The sequence below is a fragment of the Microbacterium sp. BH-3-3-3 genome (assembly GCF_007679045.1).
GTDB classification, from domain to species: Bacteria; Actinomycetota; Actinomycetes; order Actinomycetales; family Microbacteriaceae; genus Microbacterium; species Microbacterium algihabitans.
On the sequence record NZ_VEFS01000005.1, the window covers coordinates 40,977 to 59,340 of the forward strand.

Here is an 18,364-nt window from a genome sequence, read left to right on the forward strand (position 1 = left end):
TCCCGTGGCGGTCCCGCCCCGTCAGACTGAGGGCATGAGCGAGAACGTCGTCGAGGTCGAGAACCTCCGCAAGACCTACAAGGGCGGTCTCGAAGCGCTGCGCGGGGTGTCGTTCGACATCTGCCGCGGTGAGACGTTCGCGCTGCTCGGGCCGAACGGCGCGGGCAAGAGCACGGTCATCGAGATCCTCGAGGGCTACCGCGACCGCACGAGCGGAGACGTGCGCGTGCTCGGCGTCGACCCGCACCGCGGTGGCCTCGACTGGAAGGCGCGGCTCGGCATCGTGCTGCAGAACACCGGCGAGGCACCCACCGCGAGCGTGCGCGAGCTGCTGGCGCACTTCGCCTCGTTCTACCCGCGGCCGCGCGACGTCGACGAGGTCATCGCGTCGGTCGGTCTGACCGAGAAGGCGAAGGTCTCGGTGCGCAAGCTCTCGGGCGGGCAGCGGCGTCGCGTCGACGTCGCCCTCGGCATCGTCGGCCGACCCGAGCTGCTGTTCCTCGACGAGCCCACGACCGGCTTCGACCCCGAGGTCAGGCGGCAGTTCTGGGATCTCATCCGCGACCTGCAGCGCGAGGGCACCACGATCCTGCTGACCACCCACTACCTCGACGAGGCAGCCGAACTCGCGGAACGCGCGGCGATCATCGTGGGCGGGCAGATGGCATCCGTCGGTCGAATCGACGAACTCGGGGGACCCGACGCGCGCGTGCCGCTCGTGCGGTGGCGCGAGGGCGGCGAGACCCGCGAGCAACGTACGCAGGACCCCGGAGCCCTGGTCGCCCAGCTCTACGCCCGCCTCGGCGAACCCGAGCGGCTCGAGGTCGTGCGCCCGAGTCTCGAAGACGTCTACCTCTCGTTCCTCGGCGACGAAGCGCGCCGCACGGCCGCGGCGGGAGGCCTCGCGTGAGCCGCGTGCTGCGGCTGGGTGCCGCGCGCATCGCTTTCGAGGTGCGCTCGTACTTCCGCCAGGGCGACTCGGTGTTCTTCACCTTCCTGTTCCCCGTGATGATCCTGCTGATCTTCGCCGTCGCCTTCGACGCGCAGACCTTCGGTCCGCCCGGAGACGAGGTGGATGCCGCGCAGTTCTACCTCCCCGCGATGCTCGCCGCGGGCGTGCTGCTGTCGGGCCTGCAGAACATGTCGATCGACATCGCGATGGAGCGCAGTGACGGCACCCTCAAACGCCTCGGCGGAACCCCGCTCAGCCCGGTGTCGTACTTCATCGGCAAGCTCGGGCAGGTGCTGGTCACCGGCTTCCTGCAGTCGGCGCTGCTGATCGTGGTGGCCGCGGTGTTCTTCGGCGTGCCGCTGCCGACCGACCCGGAGCGCTGGTTGACCTTCGCGTGGGTGTTCCTGCTGGGCGTCACCACCTGCGCGATCCTCGGCATCGGCCTGTCGGCGCTGCCCCGCACCGGCCGCAGCGCCACGGGCGTCGTCATTCCGATCGTGCTGCTGCTGCAGTTCATCTCGGGCGTCTACATCAACTTCGCCGCCCTCCCCGAGTGGCTGCAGAACGTCGCGAGCGTCTTCCCGCTGAAGTGGCTCGCGCAGGGCTTCCGCTCGGTGTTCCTGCCCGAGGGGTTCGCGGCGGGCGAGCCGTCGGGCTCGTGGGATCACCCGCTGATCCTGCTGGTGACGGGCCTGTGGCTGGTGCTCGGGCTCGCGCTCGTGCGGCTGACGTTCCGGTGGATTCGAAAGGACGCGTGATGTCGCAACTCACCGCCGCCCCCGTCGCCGCCTCGGAGGGGGCGGATGCCGGACTCCCCACGACGCGAGGGTGGATCGTCGCCTTCCTCGCGGCGGGAATCCTGGGCGCCGGCATCGCCGTCGCGTCGGCGATCGTCGCCGGCATCCCGTGGGCGTCTGCCATCGCGGCGCTGACGCTTCTCGGGGCGTACACCGTGTTGATCCTTCTCGTGCTGCCCCGTCTCCTCCGACGCGAGGCGGGGACGATGGGCGCGCTCGAGGTGGTCACCATGGTGGTCACGGTGCTCGCGGTCGCCCTGCTGACCTTCCTCGTGCCATGGCTGGCGATGCTGCAGTTCTGGGTCTTCCCGCTGCTGTGGACGCTGGCCGCGTCGACCCGGATAGCAGTGGGCGCGTGCTTCGTCTCCGCCGCGTCGATCTTCGCCGCGCTGCTGCCTTGGACGGGCGGAGGATCGTGGGCGGTCATGGCCCTCGTGCAGGGCGCGTCTTTCGTTTCCGCCGTCGTGCTGGGTCTCTGGATCAGCGGCATCTCGCGGTACGGCTCCGAACGCGACGTCCTCGTCGCCGAATTGACGGCAGCGCAGAGCGAACTCGCCTCTCTGCATCGCGACGCCGGCGCGACGGCCGAGCGCGAGCGCCTCGCCGCCGAGATGCACGACACGATCGCGCAGAGCCTCGCCGGGACGGTCATGCTCGCGCAGCGCGCCCGGCGCGAGCTGGTCGAGGGAGCCTTGTCGCCGTCGACCCTCGAGCTCGTCGAGGAGGCCGCCCGGGCAGCGCTCGCCGAGACCCGAGAGCTGGTCGCCGGGGGAGCCCCCGCCTCGGTCGGGGTCGGCGGACTGACCGAAGCATTGCGCACGGTGGTCGCGCGGGCCGTCCGCGAGACGGGTCTCGACGTCGAGCTCGTGACCTCCGCCGTGCCGCCCCTCGATCGCGAGGCGGAGGTGGCGCTCCTGCGGTGCGCGCAGGAGTGCCTGTCGAACGCGAGACGGCACTCCGGTGCCCGTCGCGTCGAAGTGACTCTCGCCGAGCGGCGCGGCGTCGTGGAGGTCACCGTGCGCGACGACGGCGTCGGTTTCGACACCGCCGCACGCGCGCACGGCTTCGGCATCGAGGGGTTGCGAGCACGCCTGAGCGCCCTCGGCGGGTCGCTCGAGGTCGACGGCACCCCCGGGGCGGCGACCGTGCGGGCCGGGGTTTCGGTGATGGCGGGGCGCTCGTGATCCGTGTCGTCGTCGCGGACGACCACCCGATCGTGCGCGCCGGGCTCGTCGGCATGTTGGACGCCGCCGACGGCATCGACGTCGTCGGAGCGGCATCCGACGGGGTGGAGGTCGTGGCCCTCGTCGAGAAGGAACGTCCCGATGTGGTGCTGATGGACATGCGGATGCCGCGCCGCGACGGCGACGAGGCGACCGCGATGCTGCGCGAGAGCGCACCCGCGACGCGTGTCATCGTCTTGACGACCTACGAGAGCGACGACGTCATCATGCGTGCGATCGCCGCGGGTGCAAGCGGATACCTGTTGAAAGCCGCCCCCGAAGCGGAGCTGCTCGCCGGTATCCGCGCGGTCGCAACCGGCGAGGTCGCTCTCGCGCCGAGTGTCGCCCGGGTGCTGGTGGCGCAGGCGGGGCGGGCGCCCGACGCGCCGACGCTGACCCCTCGAGAGGTCGAAGTGCTCTCGCACGTCGCGCAGGGGCTGAGCAACCGCGAAATCGGCGCTCGTCTCCACCTCGGCGAGGCGACGATCAAGACCCATCTGCTCAAGGCCTACGCGAAACTCGACGTCGCGGATCGCACACGCGCGGTCACGAGGGCGATGGAGCTCGGCATCCTGCGATCGCCCTCGTGAGAGGTCGGAATCGGTCGCTCCGCTCTCTGACAGGCGACACCCTCCGACCCCTCACGCCGACATCCGGATGCCGCGGCCCCGGTGTCGGTGGCCGGGTCTAGCGTGGAGGAATGGTCGCTTATCGCTATCTCGGCAACAGTGGATTCAAGATCTCGGAGATCACCCTCGGCAACTGGGTGACCCACGGCTCGCAGGTCGGTGACGACGCGGCGATCGCCACGGTGCACGCCGCCCTCGACGCGGGCATCACGACGTTCGACACCGCCGACACCTACGCCAACACGGCCGCGGAGACCGTCCTCGGCAAGGCTCTCGAGGGGCAGCGGCGCGAGTCGCTCGAGATCTTCACGAAGGTCTACTTCCCGACCGGTCCGAAGGGACCGAACGACACCGGCCTCAGCCGCAAGCACATCATGGACTCGATCAACGGGTCGCTCAAGCGCCTCGGCACCGACTACGTCGACCTCTACCAGGCGCACCGCTTCGACTACGAGACGACGCTCGAAGAGACCTTCCAGGCGTTCGCCGACATCGTGCGCCAGGGCAAGGCGCTCTACATCGGCGTCTCGGAGTGGACGGCCGAACAGCTGCGCGACGGACACGCGCTCGCGAAGCAGCTCGGCATCCAGCTCATCTCGAACCAGCCGCAGTACTCGATGCTGTGGCGCGTGATCGAGGGCAAGGTCGTGCCCACGAGCGAAGAGCTCGGCATCTCGCAGATCGTCTGGTCGCCGATGGCCCAGGGCGTGCTGAGCGGCAAGTACCTGCCCGGTCAGCCCGTGCCCGAGGGCTCGCGCGCGACCGACGAGAAGAGCGGGGCCACGTTCATCAAGCGGTTCCTCGCCGACGACACCCTCGAGGCCGTGCAGCGACTCAAGCCCATCGCCGACGAGGCGGGGCTCTCGATGCCCCAGCTCGCGATCGCGTGGGTGCTGCAGAATCCCAACATCTCCGCAGCCCTCGTCGGAGCGTCGCGACCCGAGCAGCTCGCCGACACCGTGAAGGCCTCGGGCGTGACCCTGGATGCCGACACCCTCGCCGCGATCGACTCGGCCCTCGGCGATGCGGTGTTCTCCGACCCCGCGAACACCTACGAGGTGTCGCCGAAGCAGCGCGTGGCCTGACCCGCGCAAGACGGTGGGGCGGGGCTTCGGCTCCGCCTCACCGTCTCTCGTGGCGCGAAGAGGGGCGCTCGGCTGCGCCTGAGGCCGCGCTCAGGAGAGAGCAGGGTGGGCGTCGTACCCTGTGCGAATGTCCTTTTCCGCTCACCGGCCGGGCCGCTTCGGCTCCGATGGCCGCATCGAGTTCACGACGGACGAGGAACGCGAGCAGTATCTCGACGACATCCTCGCCGCGCAGAACGCGGCCCACCGCCCCGCCGAGGCCCAGGACCACACGTCCGAGCCATGGGGTGCGCCGCCCGCCGACGACGAGCCCGTCGACCCGTTCGTTTACGACGCACGCGACGCCGAGCCGGCCGAGACCCCCCGCGACGACGCCCCCGCCGCCGACCACGACACCGTGGTGATCGACCGCGCCGAGCGCGCCCGCGCCGACGACGAGACCGCGGTCATCTCCGACGAGGAGCCCGAGCGAGAGCTCGAGCCCGTGGCATCCGCCCCCGTCTCTTCGGAGCCGCGCCAGCCGCGCCTGCGTCGGCACGACCCGCGGCGGCCGCGCCTGTCGCTCATCCGTCGCATGGCAGTGCTCGGCGGTGCCGACAACGACGTGCTCGACGAGGTGCCCGAAGAGGTGCCGCGTTTCGTGCAGATGTTCCTCGTGCTCGCCGGAACCGCGCTGGTGTCGGCCCTGTCGATGATGTTCGCGCTGCTGACCGGGGTGCGCGTCAGCATCCTTCTCGCGATACCCCTGGCCCTCATCTGGGGCCTCATCATCTTCAACCTCGACCGCTTCCTCACCTCGACGATGCGCTCGACCAAGAACATCTTCCGGCTGCTGGGCCTTGCCATGCCCCGCGTGATCATGGCCGCGCTCATCGGCATCGTGGTGGCCGAGCCGCTCGTGTTGCAGGTGTTCCAGAACGACATCGCGCGCGAGGTCAACGCCACCAACATCACCCAGGCCCTGGGCGACCAGGACGCCGTGACCAGCGGCCCCGAGAAGCAGGCCCTCGACGCCGCCAGCGCACAGGTGTCGGCGCTCGAGAATCAGGCCGCGACCGGCATCGTCACCGGAACCTCGTCGACCTCGGCCGAATCCGCCGCCGCGCAGCAGACCGTCGACCAGCTCACCCAGCAGCTCGCGGCGCAGCAGACGGTGATCGACCAGGCCCGCGCGGTGTACCAGTGCGAGCTGACCGGCCAGGGCGCCGGCACCGTCCCCGGCTGCACGGGCGTCGCCGGCAACGGCGCAAGTTCCGACGCCGCCCAGGCCCAGCTGCAGCAGGCGCAGTCGGCGTACGACGCGCTGTCGACGCAGCTGCAGCAGGCGCAGTCGACCCTCGCCTCGGCGAACTCCGCCGGTGCCGAGGCCGCGGCTTCGTCGGCCGACGCCAACAAGCAGCAGGCCGAAGACCAGCTGCCCGCGGCCCGCGCGCAGTACGAATCGGCGCTCGCCGCGTACAACCAGCGCGCGTCGTCGATCGCCGACGGAAACGCCGGCGCCGTCGGCCTGCTGAGCCAGATCACCGCCCTCGAACGCCTCTCGGACCGTGAGCCGGTGCTCCGCTGGGCGCACTACCTGATCGCGGCGCTGTTCTTCATGATCGAGCTGCTGCCGGTGCTCGTGAAGGTGCTCACCGGATTCGGCGGACCGTCGCTGTACGAGAAGGCCGAGAAGATGCGCGGACAGATCGCCCTCGACCGCGTCTCGGCCCGCACGTTCCGCAAGCGCGCCGACATCATCGCCGACGAGGCGAACCGGGTGCCGGCCACCGTCACCTGATGGTCGTGTGGAGTGCGGGACTGCTGCTGTACCGGCTGACGCCGGAGCCGCAGGTGTTCATCGCGCACATGGGCGGCCCGTTCTGGGCCAAGAAGGACGCCGGCGCCTGGTCGATCCCGAAGGGCGAGTTCGACCCCGAATCCGAGGGTGCTCTGGACGCCGCGCGCCGCGAGTTCCGCGAGGAGCTCGGCGTCGAGCCGCCCGAGGTCGAGTGGGCCGAGCTCGGCACCTTCGCGTACTCGAGCGGCAAGAAGGTGGTCGTCTTCGTGGGCGACGGCGCCGGGTTCACGGCATCCGGAGACGATTTCACCTTCGGGGAGTTCGAGATGGCCTGGCCGCCTCGGTCGGGACGCACGGCCTCGTTCCCCGAGGTCGACCGTGCGGAGTGGATGGCTCCGGATGCCGCGCGCGAAGCACTCGTGAAGGGCCAACGCCCCGCGATCGACGCGCTCGAAGCCGCGCTGGCGGAGCTGCCCGGGTCGTGACGCGTCGCGGATGCCCGCGGTCCCGTCGAGTGTCCACGACACGCCGCATTCCGTCGCGTGGGGCGGCGTGTTTCGGACACTGAACCGGGGGTTCGCGCCAGCGGGGGACCGCCGCGGCACCCGCTCAACGCGCGAGTGTCCAGAACACCCGGACGTTTCGAAAAACGGTCCGGGTGTTCTAGACACTCAGGGGTGGCGGCGGGGCCCCGGCGCCGCGAGGCGCGCGGCGCGACCAGCCTTACGGGCGCAGCAGCACCTTGCCGACGCGGGGCGAGTCGCTCGCGCGGGCGGCCTCGCGGGCGTCCTCGAGACCGAAGGTGGCCGCGACCGGGAGCGTCAGGGTGCCGTCGGCGAGGTAGCGCGACAGCTCGCCGAAGAGGGCGCCGCGGGTCTCGGCATCCATCGTCTTGCTGACGACGCTGCCCCAGAAGCCCTTCACGTTGGCCTGGCGGAAGATGATGTCTCCGGCGCCCAGCTCGAGCTTGCCGGCGCCCATCGACCCGAAGATCACGAGCGTGCCGTTCTCGCTCAGGAGCGACAGCACCTGACCGGCGGCGGGTCCGCCGACCGAGTCGACGCCCGCGACGATGCGCGCACCGTCGGCGAGGGCGAGGGCCTTGTCGCGCCAGTCGTCGGCATCGGTCGACACGACGTTGTCGATGCCCTGCTCGGCGAGCTCGGCGACGGCGCTCTCGCGGCGCACGAGGCCGATGACGTTGACGCCGCGCGCCTTCGCGATCTGCGCGACCATGCGGCCGACCGCGCCGTTGGCGGTGTTCTGCACGATCCAGTCGCCGGCCTTCAGGTCGAGCGAGTGCAGCAGGCTGATGGCGCTGAACGGCATCGAAACGAGCTGCGAGGCGACCTCGTCGGACAGGCCCTCGGCGACGGGGATGAGGCCCGCGGCCTTGGTGACGACCTGCTCGGCCCAGACGCCGAAGGTGCCGCCGGTGGCGACGCGCTGGCCGACGGTCAGGTTCTCGACGCCTTCACCGAGCTCTTCGATGACGCCGACGGCCTCGGTGCCGGCGCGGGCGGGCAGCTCGGGCTTGAAGCCGTAGGTGCCGCGGATGGTCCACAGGTCGTGGTTGTGGATGGGCGACAGCAGCACGCGCAGGCGCACCTCGCCGGGGCCGGGGGTCGGGGTCTCGACCTCTTCGACGCCGAGGACGTCGGCGGGCTCGCCGAACTCGTGGTGGATGACTGCGCGCATGGAATGCCTCCTGTGGTTATTTTGTAACGACTGGTCTAATATAGACCCGGAAGAGCCAAAGAGAAACCGTGAGGACCCTGAGCCCGTCGAAGGGTCCGGTGGCTTCGACAGGCTCAGCCACCCGTGGGAGGCTTAGCCACCCGTGGGAGGCTCAGCCACCCGTGGGAGGCTCAGCCGCCTTGATGAGGGAGAGAACATGGGACGGATGCCGAGCTTCGAGCGCTCCGCCGTCGTCGACGCCGCGCGTGACGTGTTCTGGCGCCGCGGCTACGCCGAGACCGGTATCGCCGAGCTCGAGCAGGCGACCGGGCTCACCCGGTCGAGCATCTACAACGCCTTCGGCAGCAAGCGCGGACTCTTCGACGCGGTGCTCGCGGCGTACCTCGACGATGTCGTGCGCACGCGCCTGCGGCCCCTGGGCGGGGGAGACCCCGGCGCGCTCGAGGCGTACATCGCCGAGATGCGCGAGGGCATCGAGCACGACACCCCCCGCGCCCGTCTCGGCTGCCTGTTGCTGAATGCCGGGTCGTCGTCGCTCGCCACCGACGACGCCGAGGTGCGCACCACGATCTCGTCCTACGCCGCCGAGATGCGCGGAGCCATCCGCGCCGCCGTGGCCGACCGTCGCCCCGATCTGACTCCGGATGCCGTGGACGCCCTGGCCGCGGTCTGCGCCTCCCTCGTCGTCGCGGGCCTCACCCTCGCCCGCGCCGATCGTGACGGAGCCCTGGCGACCCTGGCATCCGTCCCCACCACCCTGGAGTCGTGGGGTCGCGTCTGATCGCGTGCCGGCGCGCGTCACCGGTCGGCGACGACCTCGCGGCGACGGATGCCGAGCACGGCCGCTCCGCCCGCCACGATCACGACGATCGCCCAGACGACGGCGCCGCGCGGATCGACCGTGTCGCCGTTGACGACGGGGACGGATGCCAGCGGTGAGGCCCGCACCACGGCATCCGGCAACCCGAGGAGCGGGCCGAAGAGCCCGACGATCGCGGCGACGCCGACGACCGCCCATCCGATGACCACCGCGAGACGCGGCACGAAGACGAACGCGAGGGCCGCGATCACGGCGATCGCCGCTGCCGCGAGAGCTTGGCCGCCGGCGCTCACGACGGCGTCGCGCAGCAGCGAGGTGTCGCCACCGTCGGTCGTGGCCAGGCCCACGGCCGCGCCCACGACGGCCGCACCGAGCACGCCGATGATCGCCGCGGCGCTGAGGGCGAGCCCCGCGCCGAGCCAGCGCGAGCGACTCACGGCGGCGGCCAGGAGGGGTTCGGCGAGGCCGGCCGCCTCGTCCTGACGCAGGCGCGCGATCATCTGCACGCCCGCACAGGCGGCGAGGATCCCGGCGAGGGTGAAGAACACCTCCACCGCGCCCTGGGCGAGCGAGCCCTGCGCGGCGAGGGCCTGCAGTACGGCCTGGACCGAGGGGATCGTGTCGCCGATCTGCGCGATGACCGACGACAGGCGCGTGGCCATCAGCCCGACGATCAGACCGCCCGCAACCCAGCCGACGACGGCGCCGCGACCCTCGCGCCACGCCAGACCGAGGGGGCCGGAGAGCAGGCGTCCGGCCGCGGCGGCGCCGCGCGGCGCGGGCAGGAGAGAAGCCCCCAGATCGCGCGAGCGGTGCAGCGCGAACGCGACGAGAGCGCAGACCACCGTGAGCGCGAGCGACAGCAGCAACGGCCGGGCGTCGTCGGCGTCGAACGCCCGCACGTTCTCGGCCCAGCCGTAGGGCGAGATCCACGCCAGGGGAGCGCTCCGCATCCGCTGCAGATCGGCGCTCGGGGTGCCGAGGGCGTTGCCGAGACCGCAGACCAGCAGCCCGATCAGCACCGCCCACACCCCGATGGCGTTCGCGACGCGCGAGGTGCGGACCACCTGCGCCGCGACCAGCGCCACGGCGAAGAAGACGAGTCCGGTCGCCGTGACCGACAGGCCCAGCACGAGGCTGCCGCGCGCGGGGTATCCGAACCCGAGGAAGGCGAGTGCGACGAGCGCCCCGAGAACGACGTCGGCCAGGATGCCGTGCCCCACCGTCGCGATCAAGGCCGCGGAGCGCCCGGCCGGGGTCGCCGCGATCAGCTCGGCTCGGCCCGTCTCCTCGTCGCCGCGGGTGTGCCGGACGGCGAGGAACGTGCTCATGAGCGCGGCCAGCAGCATGAGGAACGGCGCGATGAGGAACGTCGTGAACGCCGCCTCGTCGCTCCCCGAGGGGAGCCCCCGGAAGAGCAGGATGACGGGATTGGCGATCGCGGCGGCGAGCAGGCCCTGGCGGTCCTCGACCGTGGGGAACTGCCCCCGCACCCCCACCACGGCCGCGGCGGCGAGGGCCAGCGTGCAGGCGATCCACAGCGTCAACTGCACGGCGTCGCGGCGCAGACGGGCGCGCAGCAGCGGCCCGATGACGTTCATTCGCCCACGCCTGCGTCGACCCGCTCGCCGTAGCGGCGGAGGAACAGCTCCTCGAGCGACGGCGGCTCGACCCGCAGGCCCGTGACGCGCGCCGCGCCGAGGGTGGGGAGCACGGATGCCACGTCGTCGCTGTCGACCGTGAAGCGCACGCGTCCGTTCGAGCGCTCGACGTCGTGCGCTCCGGGCAGCGGCGGCAGGGCCGCCCCGGTGTCGGCGAACGACACCTGCGTGCGCGTGAGCTGACGCAGGTCATCGAGGGTGCCGGTCTCGGCGACGCGTCCCGCCCGCACGAGGCTCACGCGATCGCACAGCTGTTCGACCTCGGAGAGGATGTGGCTCGACAGCAGCACGGTGGTGCCGTGCTCGTGCACGCGGCGGAGTTCCTGCTGGAAGACGACCTCCATGAGAGGGTCGAGGCCGCTCGTGGGCTCGTCGAGCAGCAGCAGATCGGCCGGGCACGCGAAGGCGGCGACGAGGGCGACCTTCTGGCGGTTGCCCTTCGAGTACGCGCGGCCCTTCGTGCGGGGATCGAGGGCGAAGGCGTGCAGCAGGCGGTCGCGCTCGCGACGGTAGGCGGACGACCGGCCGTAGCCGCGCAGCCGTGCGAGCAGGTCGATGGTCTCTCCGCCCGAGAGGTTGGGCCACAGCGTCACGTCGCCGGGCACGTAAGCGAGACGCGCGTGCAGCGACGCGGCGTCGTGCCAGGGGTCGGCCCTGAGCACCTCGGCGGTGCCGTCGTCGGCCCGCGCGAGGCCGAGCAGGATGCGGATCGTCGTCGACTTGCCCGCTCCGTTGGGGCCGAGGAAGCCGTGGATCTCGCCGGGGGCGACCTCGAGGTCGAGGTCGTCCAGAGCCACCGTGCGGCCGTAGCGCTTTCGCAGGCCCGCGGTGCGGATCGCGGTACTCATGTCGCGGACGATACGCCGGGTGAAGTCACCCTTCAAGGGGTGTCTCTGTATACGCAGGACCCCCTCCGGAGGGTGGCGGCCCGACGGAACGGTGCGTAATGTATACACGACGGAGGTCATGATGAGAGCAGGCGAGCGCGCGTACGCGACCCTCCTCGACGAGATCCAATCGGGCACCCTCAGCCCCGGAATGGTGCTCGGCGAGGTGGAGCAGGCGACCCGTCTGGGCGTCAGCCGCACGCCGCTGCGCGAGGCCCTGCGCCGCCTGGCATCCGACGGTCTCGTCGTACAGACGTCGCCGCGCGTGACGGTGGTCGCCGGCATCGACGTCGACGACATCCGCGCACTCTTCGAGTTGCGCCGCGCCCTCGAGACCGAGGCGGCCCGCCTGGCCGCGGTGCGCGCCGAACGTCGCATCTTCGCCGCCCTCGCGCGCGAGTTCGCGGACGTCGACACCGTCGACGCCGACACCTATTACTCCCTCATCGCGCGCTTCGACGCGGCCATCGACACCGCCGTCGACAACGCCTACCTCGCGGGCGCCCTGCGCAGCGTGCGCACCCATCTCGTCCGCGTGCGCCGCATGGCCCGCGACAACCCCCAACGTCTCACCGCCTCGGCGAGCGAGCATGAACTGATCGCGCGAGCGATCGCCGCCGGCGAGCCCGACCTGGCCGCCCACGCCACGCACGTGCACCTGCACAACGCCGTGTCGACCATCCTCGAAGCCCTCACGGAGGAGCACTCATGACGATCACCCACCACGTGCGCGTGCACCGCAGCGACGAGAACCTCGCCCGAGAGGGTCAGCTCGCCTGGGCCCTGGCCCGCGTCGCCGTCGACCCCGTCGCCGTCGACGACGACGTGACCGAGATGATCGTCAACCGCCTCATCGACAACGCCGCGGTCGCCGCGGCCTCGCTCACGCGTCAGCCCGTGAGTGCCGCGCGCCAGCAGGCGCTCGACCACGCCGTGTCGATCGGCGGAGCGGGCTCGACGGTGTTCGGCTGCGCCCTCGAACGGCACTCGAGCCCCGAGTGGGCGGCCTGGGCCAACGGCGTGGCCGTGCGCGAGCTCGACTACCACGACACCTTCCTCGCAGCGGACTACTCGCACCCCGGCGACAACATCCCGCCCGTGCTGGCCGTCGCCCAGCACACCGGTCGCGACGGCGCCGCCCTCGTGCGGGCGCTCGCCACCGCGTACGAGATCCAGATCGATCTCGTACGCGCCATCTCGCTGCATAAGCACAAGATCGACCACGTCGCCCACCTCGGCCCCGCCGCCGCGGCCGGCATCGGCACCCTGCTCGATCTCGACCAGGAGACGATCTACCAGGCCATCGGTCAGGCCCTCCACGTCACCACCGCCACGCGCCAGTCGCGCAAGGGCGAGATCTCGACGTGGAAGGCGCACGCCCCCGCCTTCGCCGGGAAGATGGCGATCGAGGCCGTCGACCGGGCGATGCGCGGCGAGACGAGCCCCTCGCCGATCTACGAAGGCGAAGACGGCGTGATCGCCTGGATGCTCGACGGCCCCGACGCCTCGTACGACGTGCCCCTGCCCGGCGAGGGCGAGAGCAAGCGCGGCATCCTCGACTCGTACACGAAGGAGCACTCCGCCGAGTATCAGGCGCAGGCCTGGATCGACCTCGCCCGCCGCCTCGGCACCGAGCGCCCGGAGCTACGCGACCCCGCCCACGTGGCATCCGTCGTGCTGCACACCAGCCACCACACGCACTACGTGATCGGTTCGGGGGCGAACGACCCGCAGAAGTACGATCCGACCGCGTCGCGCGAGACGCTCGACCATTCGATCCCGTACATCTTCGCCGTGGCCCTGCAGGACGGCGCGTGGCACCACGTCGACTCGTACACCCCCGAGCGCGCGGGCCGCGCCGACACCGTCGAGCTGTGGCACAAGGTCACCACCGCCGAAGACGCCGAGTGGACGCGCCGCTACCACTCCGAAGACCCTCAGGAGAAGGCGTTCGGCGGCCGTGTCGTCATCACGCTGACCGACGGGTCGACCGTCGAAGACGAGATCGCCGTCGCCGATGCGCACCCGCTCGGTGCGCGGCCGTTCGCCCGCGAGGACTACGTGCGCAAGTTCCGTCTGCTCGCCGAGCCCGTGCTGCAGCCGGAAGAGATCGAGCGCTTCCTCGAGCTCGTGCAGCGCCTGCCCGAGCTGACCCCGGCCGAGGTCATGCAGCTCTCGATCGTCGCCAAGCCCGGCGTGCTGGCTCTGGCGCCCGCGCCGAAGGGGCTGTTCTAATGCGCGGCGGCGGGTGCGCCCCCGAGAAGCCCGAGCCGCCGGTGCGCGAGATCCACAAGATGAAGCGAGGTCGCTGATGCTCTACGCCCAGACCACCGCGCAGCAGAAGCGTCGCGCGTTGCGCGAGAAGTTGGCATCCGGAGAACTCGTGCGGATGCCGGGAGCCTTCAATCCGCTGTCGGCTCGACTCATCGAGCGCAAGGGCTTCGAGGGCGTCTACATCTCGGGCGCTGTCATCTCGGCCGACCTGGGCCTGCCCGACATCGGACTCACGACGCTCACCGAGGTCGCCGGTCGCGGACAGCAGATCGCCCGCATGACGGAGCTGCCGGCGATCATCGACGCCGACACCGGGTTCGGCGAGCCGATGAACGTCGCGCGCACGATCCAGACGCTCGAGGACGCGGGGCTTGCGGGCACCCACATCGAAGACCAGGTCAACCCGAAGCGCTGCGGTCACCTCGACGGCAAGAGCGTGGTCGATGCCGACACGGCGATCAAGCGCATCCGCGCGGCGGTCGACGCCCGACGCGACCCCGACTTCCTCATCATGGCCCGCACCGACGTGCGCGCCGTCGAGGGGTTGGACGCCGCGATCGACCGCGCGAAGGCCCTGGTCGACGCGGGCGCCGACGCGATCTTCCCCGAGGCGATGCGCGACCTCGGCGAGTTCGAAGCGATGCGCTCGGCGCTCGAGGTGCCGATCCTCGCGAACATGACCGAGTTCGGCAAGAGCGAGCTGTTCTCGACGCAGCAGCTGCGCGATGCCGGCGTGAACCTCGTCATCTGGCCGGTCTCGCTGCTGCGCCTCGCGATGGGCGAAGCGGGTCGGGGCCTCGACGCGCTGGCATCCGAGGGACACCTCCGCGACGAGCTCGGGCAGATGCAGCACCGCGCCGACCTCTACGACCTCATCGACTACGAGGGCTACACCCGCTTCGACGCCGACGTGTTCGACTTCACCGTCGAGCGCTGAGGCCCCGCGCGGGCAGTGAGGTGACCATGTCCCGAAATGCGCAAACCATGTCCCGAAAATGGTCGTCTGGACAAGGCTCAGACAGCCGAAATCGGGACATGAGCCCCCGTACGAACACCGCACACGACTCAAGGGAGAGACGATGACCGACATCAAGAAGGGCCTCGCCGGGGTCACGGTCGACGAGACCGCCGTCAGCAAGGTGAACCCCGAGACGAACAGCCTGCTCTACCGGGGTTACCCCGTGCAGGAGCTCGCGGCCACGCAGTCGTTCGAGGCGGTGGCGTACCTGCTGTGGAACGGAGAGCTTCCGGATGCCGCGCAGCTCGCCGACCTGCGCCGCACCGAGCGTGAGCACCGGGCATTGGGCCACGACGTCCGCGCCGCGATCGACCTGCTGCCGACCAGCGCCCACCCGATGGACGAGGCGCGCACCGCCGTCAGCGTCATCGGCGCGCGCGAGACGGCCGGCATCTCGAACGTGATGGATGCCGTGGGCACCCCCGCAGAGAACCTCGAGCGCAGCATCCGTCTGTGGGCGCAACTGCCCGCCGTGGTCGCGTACGGCCAGCGCCGCCGCCGCGGCGAAAAGCTCATCGAGCCGCGCGACGACCTGGACTACGCGGCCAACTTCCTGTGGATGACGTTCGGCGAGGAGGCGGACGAGGTCGTCGTCGACGCGTTCAACCGGTCGATGATCCTGTACGCCGAGCACTCCTTCAACGCCTCGACCTTCACTGCCCGCGTGATCGCGTCGACCCTCAGTGACCTGTACTCCGCCGTCGTCGGCGCGATCGGCGCCCTCAAGGGCCCGCTGCACGGCGGTGCGAACGAGGCGGTGCTGCACGTGTTCACCGAGATCGGCTCGGCCGAGAACGTCGGGCCGTGGCTCGACACCGCCCTCGCCGAGAAGCGCAAGATCATGGGCTTCGGACATCGCGTCTACAAACGCGGCGACTCGCGCGTACCCACGATGAAGGCCGCGCTCGACACCCTGGTCGCGCACTACGACCGCCCCGACGTCGCCGCCCTCTACGACGCGCTCGAGTCGCAGTTCGTCGAGCGCAAGGGCATCTACCCGAACCTCGACTACCCCTCGGGCCCCGCCTACGACCTGATGGGCTTCGACACGCTCACCTTCACCCCGCTGTTCGTCGCGGCGCGCGTGACGGGCTGGACCGCGCACATCCGTGAGCAGCAGGCCTCGAACGCGCTGATCCGCCCGCTGTCGGAGTACGTCGGCGCCGACGAGCGGCACATCGAGGGCTACGTTCCGGATGCCGACGACCTCGAGGCCCAGGAACGCCCCGAGGAAGCCGCGGGCTGATGTCGGCGCCCAGGATCGTCCTCGTCTCGGGAGCGCGCACGCCCATCGGGTCGTTCGGCGGTGCCCTGTCGGGCGTCGACGCGTACGAGCTCGGTGCGGTCGCGGTGTCGGAGGCCCTGCGTCGCGCCGGAGTCGCGAAAGACGACGTCGACGAGGTCGTCATGGGCTGCATCGCCCAGAACGGCCCCGACGCCTACAACGCGCGTCGCGTCGCGCTCGCCGCGGGACTGCCCACGCGCGTGCCCGCTTTCACGGTGAACCGGCTCTGCGGCTCGGGCCTGCAGGCCATCTGGTCGGCGGCTCAAGAGCTGCGTTGGGGCGGCATCGACGTGGCCGTGGCCGGTGGCGACGAGAGCATGTCGCGAACGCCGTTCCTCGAGTACGGGGCCCGCGGCAACTCCCGCCTCGGCGACCGGACGCTGCTCGACGGCACGCTCGCGATCCTCACCGACCCCTTCAGTGGCCGGCACATGGGAACGACGGCCGAGGTCGTGGCATCCCGATACTCCGTCTCGCGCGAGGAGCAGGACGCCTTCGCCGTCGAGAGTCAGCGGAGAGCTGCGACGGATGCCGCGCGCGCGGCCTTCGCGGAAGAGATCGTGCCCGTGACCACCGGTGGCCGGAAGCCCGTCGAGGTCTCGGTCGACGAGCACCCGCGGCCGGGGACGACCATGGAGGCCCTGGCGGGGCTTCGGCCCGCGTTCGAGAAGGACGGGTCGGTCACCGCCGGAAACTCCTCGGGCATCAACGACGGTGCCGCAGCGACGGTGCTGATGCGCGAGGACGACGTGCGCGAGCGCGGGCTGACCGGGCTCGCGACCCTTGAGGCCGTGACCACCGCGGGCGTCGACCCCGAGATCATGGGCTACGCCCCCGTCCTGGCCTTGCAGCGACTGTGGGAGCAGACGGGGCTCAGCCCCGCCGACGTCGACGTGATCGAGCTGAACGAGGCCTTCGCGGCCCAGGCTGTGGCGGTCATCCGAGACGGCGGTCTCGACCCCGAGAAGGTGAATCCCTACGGCGGCGCGATCGCCCTCGGCCACCCCGTCGGGGCGACGGGCGCGATCCTCACCGTGCGCGCGGCCCTCGACCTGCAGCGCCGCGACCTCGAGTACGCGGTCGTGACGATGTGCATCGGCGGCGGCCAGGCCCTCGCCGCGCTGTTGCGGCGGTACTGACCGGGGTCGCGCCCGCGCGCCGCCTCGCCGGATCGTGCCGTCGTGCGGATGCCGGCGGTGACACGCCGGTCGGGAGGGGCCATGGGGCGGCGTGTCGGGCTCGGGGTCCGCAGGACGGTCGGGTCGGGAGGGGATCGGCCCACCTCGCCGGATCGTGCCGTCGTGCGGATGCCGGCGGTGACACGCCGGCCGGGAGGGGCCGTGGGGCGGCGTGTCGGGTGTGGGGTCCGCAGGACGGTCGGGTCGGGAAGGGCGCAGGCGGAACCCCCAACCCTCGAGCGTGGAACCGCGGTCCGCGCGCCCCGGGATACTGGGCGCATGAGTGTTTTCCTCCTGGGCGGCGGTCGCGACCTCGCGCGCTGCGGCGACCTGCTGCGCCCGTTCGTCGCCGAGGCGCGGCAGCGGGCCGCGCATCGCGCCCCCGTGATCGCCCTGCTGCTCGTCCTCGAGGCCGACGACGACTCGTCGGTCGCGCGCTTCACCGCGATGCTCGAGGCGGCCGGCGCCGCGGCGGAGGAGATCCGCGTGGAGTCGATCGTCGAGGGCGAGGTCTACGAAGCCTCGGCGCTGGACGCCGACGGGCTGTTCGTCGGCGGTGGCCTCACCCCGGCATACCTGAACGCCTTCGGACGGATCGGGGATGCCGTGATCCACCGAGTCCTGGAGGGGGTCCCCTACGCCGGGTTCTCGGCCGGTGCGGTCATCGCCGCCGCCCCGGCGCTCGTCGGCGGATACCGCGTGGGCGGGGTCGAGGTCGTGTCGCAGGACGCGAGCGAAGAGCTCGACGAGGTCGAGGTGCGCCCGGGTCTCGGACTCCTCGACTTCGCCGTCGACGTGCACGCCGCCCAGTGGGGCACCCTCTCGCGTCTGGTCGCGGCGGTCGATGCCGGCCTCGTCGCCGAGGGCGTGGCGATCGACGAGGACACGGCCCTGGTGGTCTCGGCGCAGGCGGCCCCGACCGTTCGCGGCAGCGGGCAGGTCTGGCGCGTCGAGTCCGCGGCATCCGGGGTGCACGTCCAGGTGCTCCGCGCCTGAGCGCCGCGCCCGCGTGAGGGGTCGAGAAGTGTCGCCTGGCGCGCATCCAGGTGACACTTTCCGACCCCTCACGCGAACGGG

General features: G+C 71.3%; 17 protein-coding genes. 14 read left to right on the plus strand and 3 right to left on the minus strand.

Features of this window, described 5'->3' with window-relative positions; genetic code table 11:
* Window positions 1-34: 34 nt before the first annotated feature.
* The 7 genes from FS769_RS13835 to FS769_RS13865 all read left to right on the plus strand — a co-directional run bounded on the left by FS769_RS13835 (window position 35) and on the right by FS769_RS13865 (window position 6,951).
* A complete protein-coding gene (locus tag FS769_RS13835; protein WP_144834407.1) occupies window positions 35-910 on the plus strand; it encodes an ABC transporter ATP-binding protein in 876 nt (291 codons plus the stop codon).
* Window positions 907-1,710: an ABC transporter permease gene (locus FS769_RS13840; protein ID WP_230705326.1), complete on the plus strand. Its 804-nt coding sequence runs from the start codon at window positions 907-909 to the stop codon at window positions 1,708-1,710. The genes FS769_RS13835 and FS769_RS13840 overlap by 4 nt, the downstream gene beginning before the upstream one ends.
* Window positions 1,710-2,933, plus strand: coding sequence for a sensor histidine kinase (locus tag FS769_RS13845; RefSeq protein ID WP_144834409.1), 1,224 nt, complete (start codon window positions 1,710-1,712; stop codon window positions 2,931-2,933). The genes FS769_RS13840 and FS769_RS13845 overlap by 1 nt, the downstream gene beginning before the upstream one ends.
* Entirely contained in the window at window positions 2,930-3,562 is a 633-nt protein-coding gene (locus FS769_RS13850; RefSeq protein ID WP_144834410.1) for a response regulator transcription factor, read from the plus strand. Before FS769_RS13845 ends, FS769_RS13850 begins: the two co-directional genes overlap by 4 nt.
* Window positions 3,563-3,672: 110 nt before the next feature.
* A complete protein-coding gene (locus FS769_RS13855; protein WP_144834412.1) occupies window positions 3,673-4,686 on the plus strand; it encodes an aldo/keto reductase family protein in 1,014 nt (337 codons plus the stop codon).
* A gap of 127 nt (window positions 4,687-4,813) precedes the next feature.
* Complete coding sequence (locus tag FS769_RS13860; RefSeq protein ID WP_144834414.1) at window positions 4,814-6,466, plus strand: DUF4407 domain-containing protein; 1,653 nt, start codon at window positions 4,814-4,816, stop codon at window positions 6,464-6,466.
* A complete protein-coding gene (locus FS769_RS13865; protein WP_144834416.1) occupies window positions 6,466-6,951 on the plus strand; it encodes an NUDIX domain-containing protein in 486 nt (161 codons plus the stop codon). Before FS769_RS13860 ends, FS769_RS13865 begins: the two co-directional genes overlap by 1 nt.
* 238 nt (window positions 6,952-7,189) lie before the next feature.
* On the opposite strand, the gene FS769_RS13870 is transcribed toward FS769_RS13865, so the two are convergent.
* The gene (locus FS769_RS13870; protein ID WP_144834418.1) at window positions 7,190-8,164 is read right to left on the minus strand and encodes a zinc-binding dehydrogenase; all 975 of its coding nucleotides are present in this window, start codon (window positions 8,162-8,164) and stop codon (window positions 7,190-7,192) included.
* A 196-nt stretch (window positions 8,165-8,360) separates the two neighbouring features.
* On the opposite strand from FS769_RS13870, the gene FS769_RS13875 reads away from it, so the two are divergent.
* Window positions 8,361-8,945, plus strand: a complete 585-nt coding sequence (locus FS769_RS13875) for a TetR/AcrR family transcriptional regulator (protein ID WP_144834420.1) — start codon at window positions 8,361-8,363, stop codon at window positions 8,943-8,945.
* A 17-nt stretch (window positions 8,946-8,962) separates the two neighbouring features.
* Here the strand turns inward: FS769_RS13875 and FS769_RS13880 are convergent, their stop codons facing one another.
* Window positions 8,963-10,585 carry a polyketide antibiotic transporter gene (locus tag FS769_RS13880; RefSeq protein WP_144834422.1) on the minus strand — a complete coding sequence of 541 codons (1,623 nt, stop codon included), beginning with the start codon at window positions 10,583-10,585 and terminating at the stop codon, window positions 8,963-8,965.
* Window positions 10,582-11,493 carry an ABC transporter ATP-binding protein gene (locus FS769_RS13885; RefSeq protein WP_144834424.1) on the minus strand — a complete coding sequence of 304 codons (912 nt, stop codon included), beginning with the start codon at window positions 11,491-11,493 and terminating at the stop codon, window positions 10,582-10,584. The genes FS769_RS13880 and FS769_RS13885 overlap by 4 nt, the downstream gene beginning before the upstream one ends.
* A gap of 121 nt (window positions 11,494-11,614) precedes the next feature.
* On the opposite strand from FS769_RS13885, the gene FS769_RS13890 reads away from it, so the two are divergent.
* The 6 genes from FS769_RS13890 (at window position 11,615) to FS769_RS13915 (ending at window position 18,283) form a co-directional block, all read left to right on the plus strand.
* Entirely contained in the window at window positions 11,615-12,244 is a 630-nt protein-coding gene (locus FS769_RS13890; RefSeq protein WP_144834426.1) for a GntR family transcriptional regulator, read from the plus strand.
* Window positions 12,241-13,767: an MmgE/PrpD family protein gene (locus tag FS769_RS13895; RefSeq protein WP_144834428.1), complete on the plus strand. Its 1,527-nt coding sequence runs from the start codon at window positions 12,241-12,243 to the stop codon at window positions 13,765-13,767. The genes FS769_RS13890 and FS769_RS13895 overlap by 4 nt, the downstream gene beginning before the upstream one ends.
* A gap of 76 nt (window positions 13,768-13,843) precedes the next feature.
* Window positions 13,844-14,743, plus strand: a complete 900-nt coding sequence (prpB, locus tag FS769_RS13900; RefSeq protein ID WP_144834429.1) for a methylisocitrate lyase — start codon at window positions 13,844-13,846, stop codon at window positions 14,741-14,743.
* A 142-nt stretch (window positions 14,744-14,885) separates the two neighbouring features.
* Entirely contained in the window at window positions 14,886-16,070 is a 1,185-nt protein-coding gene (locus tag FS769_RS13905) for a bifunctional 2-methylcitrate synthase/citrate synthase (protein ID WP_144834431.1), read from the plus strand.
* Entirely contained in the window at window positions 16,070-17,248 is a 1,179-nt protein-coding gene (locus tag FS769_RS13910; protein WP_144834433.1) for a thiolase family protein, read from the plus strand. The genes FS769_RS13905 and FS769_RS13910 overlap by 1 nt, the downstream gene beginning before the upstream one ends.
* A 318-nt stretch (window positions 17,249-17,566) precedes the next feature.
* On the plus strand, window positions 17,567-18,283 hold the full coding sequence (locus tag FS769_RS13915; RefSeq protein WP_186325556.1) for a Type 1 glutamine amidotransferase-like domain-containing protein: 717 nt from the start codon (window positions 17,567-17,569) through the stop codon (window positions 18,281-18,283).
* Window positions 18,284-18,364: the final 81 nt, after the last annotated feature.

Bases quoted from the DNA above. Each gene is read 5' to 3' on its own strand.
- FS769_RS13835 (WP_144834407.1), top strand. From the start codon at position 35: ATGAGCGAGAACGTCGTCGAGGTCGAGAACCTCCGCAAGACCTACAAG.
- FS769_RS13845 (WP_144834409.1), top strand. From the start codon at position 1,710: ATGTCGCAACTCACCGCCGCCCCCGTCGCCGCCTCGGAGGGGGCGGAT.
- FS769_RS13855 (WP_144834412.1), top strand. From the start codon at position 3,673: ATGGTCGCTTATCGCTATCTCGGCAACAGTGGATTCAAGATCTCGGAG.
- FS769_RS13860 (WP_144834414.1), top strand. From the start codon at position 4,814: ATGTCCTTTTCCGCTCACCGGCCGGGCCGCTTCGGCTCCGATGGCCGC.
- FS769_RS13865 (WP_144834416.1), top strand. From the start codon at position 6,466: ATGGTCGTGTGGAGTGCGGGACTGCTGCTGTACCGGCTGACGCCGGAG.
- FS769_RS13870 (WP_144834418.1), bottom strand. From the start codon at position 8,164: ATGCGCGCAGTCATCCACCACGAGTTCGGCGAGCCCGCCGACGTCCTC.
- FS769_RS13875 (WP_144834420.1), top strand. From the start codon at position 8,361: ATGGGACGGATGCCGAGCTTCGAGCGCTCCGCCGTCGTCGACGCCGCG.
- FS769_RS13880 (WP_144834422.1), bottom strand. From the start codon at position 10,585: ATGAACGTCATCGGGCCGCTGCTGCGCGCCCGTCTGCGCCGCGACGCC.
- FS769_RS13885 (WP_144834424.1), bottom strand. From the start codon at position 11,493: ATGAGTACCGCGATCCGCACCGCGGGCCTGCGAAAGCGCTACGGCCGC.
- FS769_RS13890 (WP_144834426.1), top strand. From the start codon at position 11,615: ATGAGAGCAGGCGAGCGCGCGTACGCGACCCTCCTCGACGAGATCCAA.
- FS769_RS13895 (WP_144834428.1), top strand. From the start codon at position 12,241: ATGACGATCACCCACCACGTGCGCGTGCACCGCAGCGACGAGAACCTC.
- prpB (WP_144834429.1), top strand. From the start codon at position 13,844: ATGCTCTACGCCCAGACCACCGCGCAGCAGAAGCGTCGCGCGTTGCGC.
- FS769_RS13905 (WP_144834431.1), top strand. From the start codon at position 14,886: ATGACCGACATCAAGAAGGGCCTCGCCGGGGTCACGGTCGACGAGACC.
- FS769_RS13910 (WP_144834433.1), top strand. From the start codon at position 16,070: ATGTCGGCGCCCAGGATCGTCCTCGTCTCGGGAGCGCGCACGCCCATC.
- FS769_RS13915 (WP_186325556.1), top strand. From the start codon at position 17,567: ATGAGTGTTTTCCTCCTGGGCGGCGGTCGCGACCTCGCGCGCTGCGGC.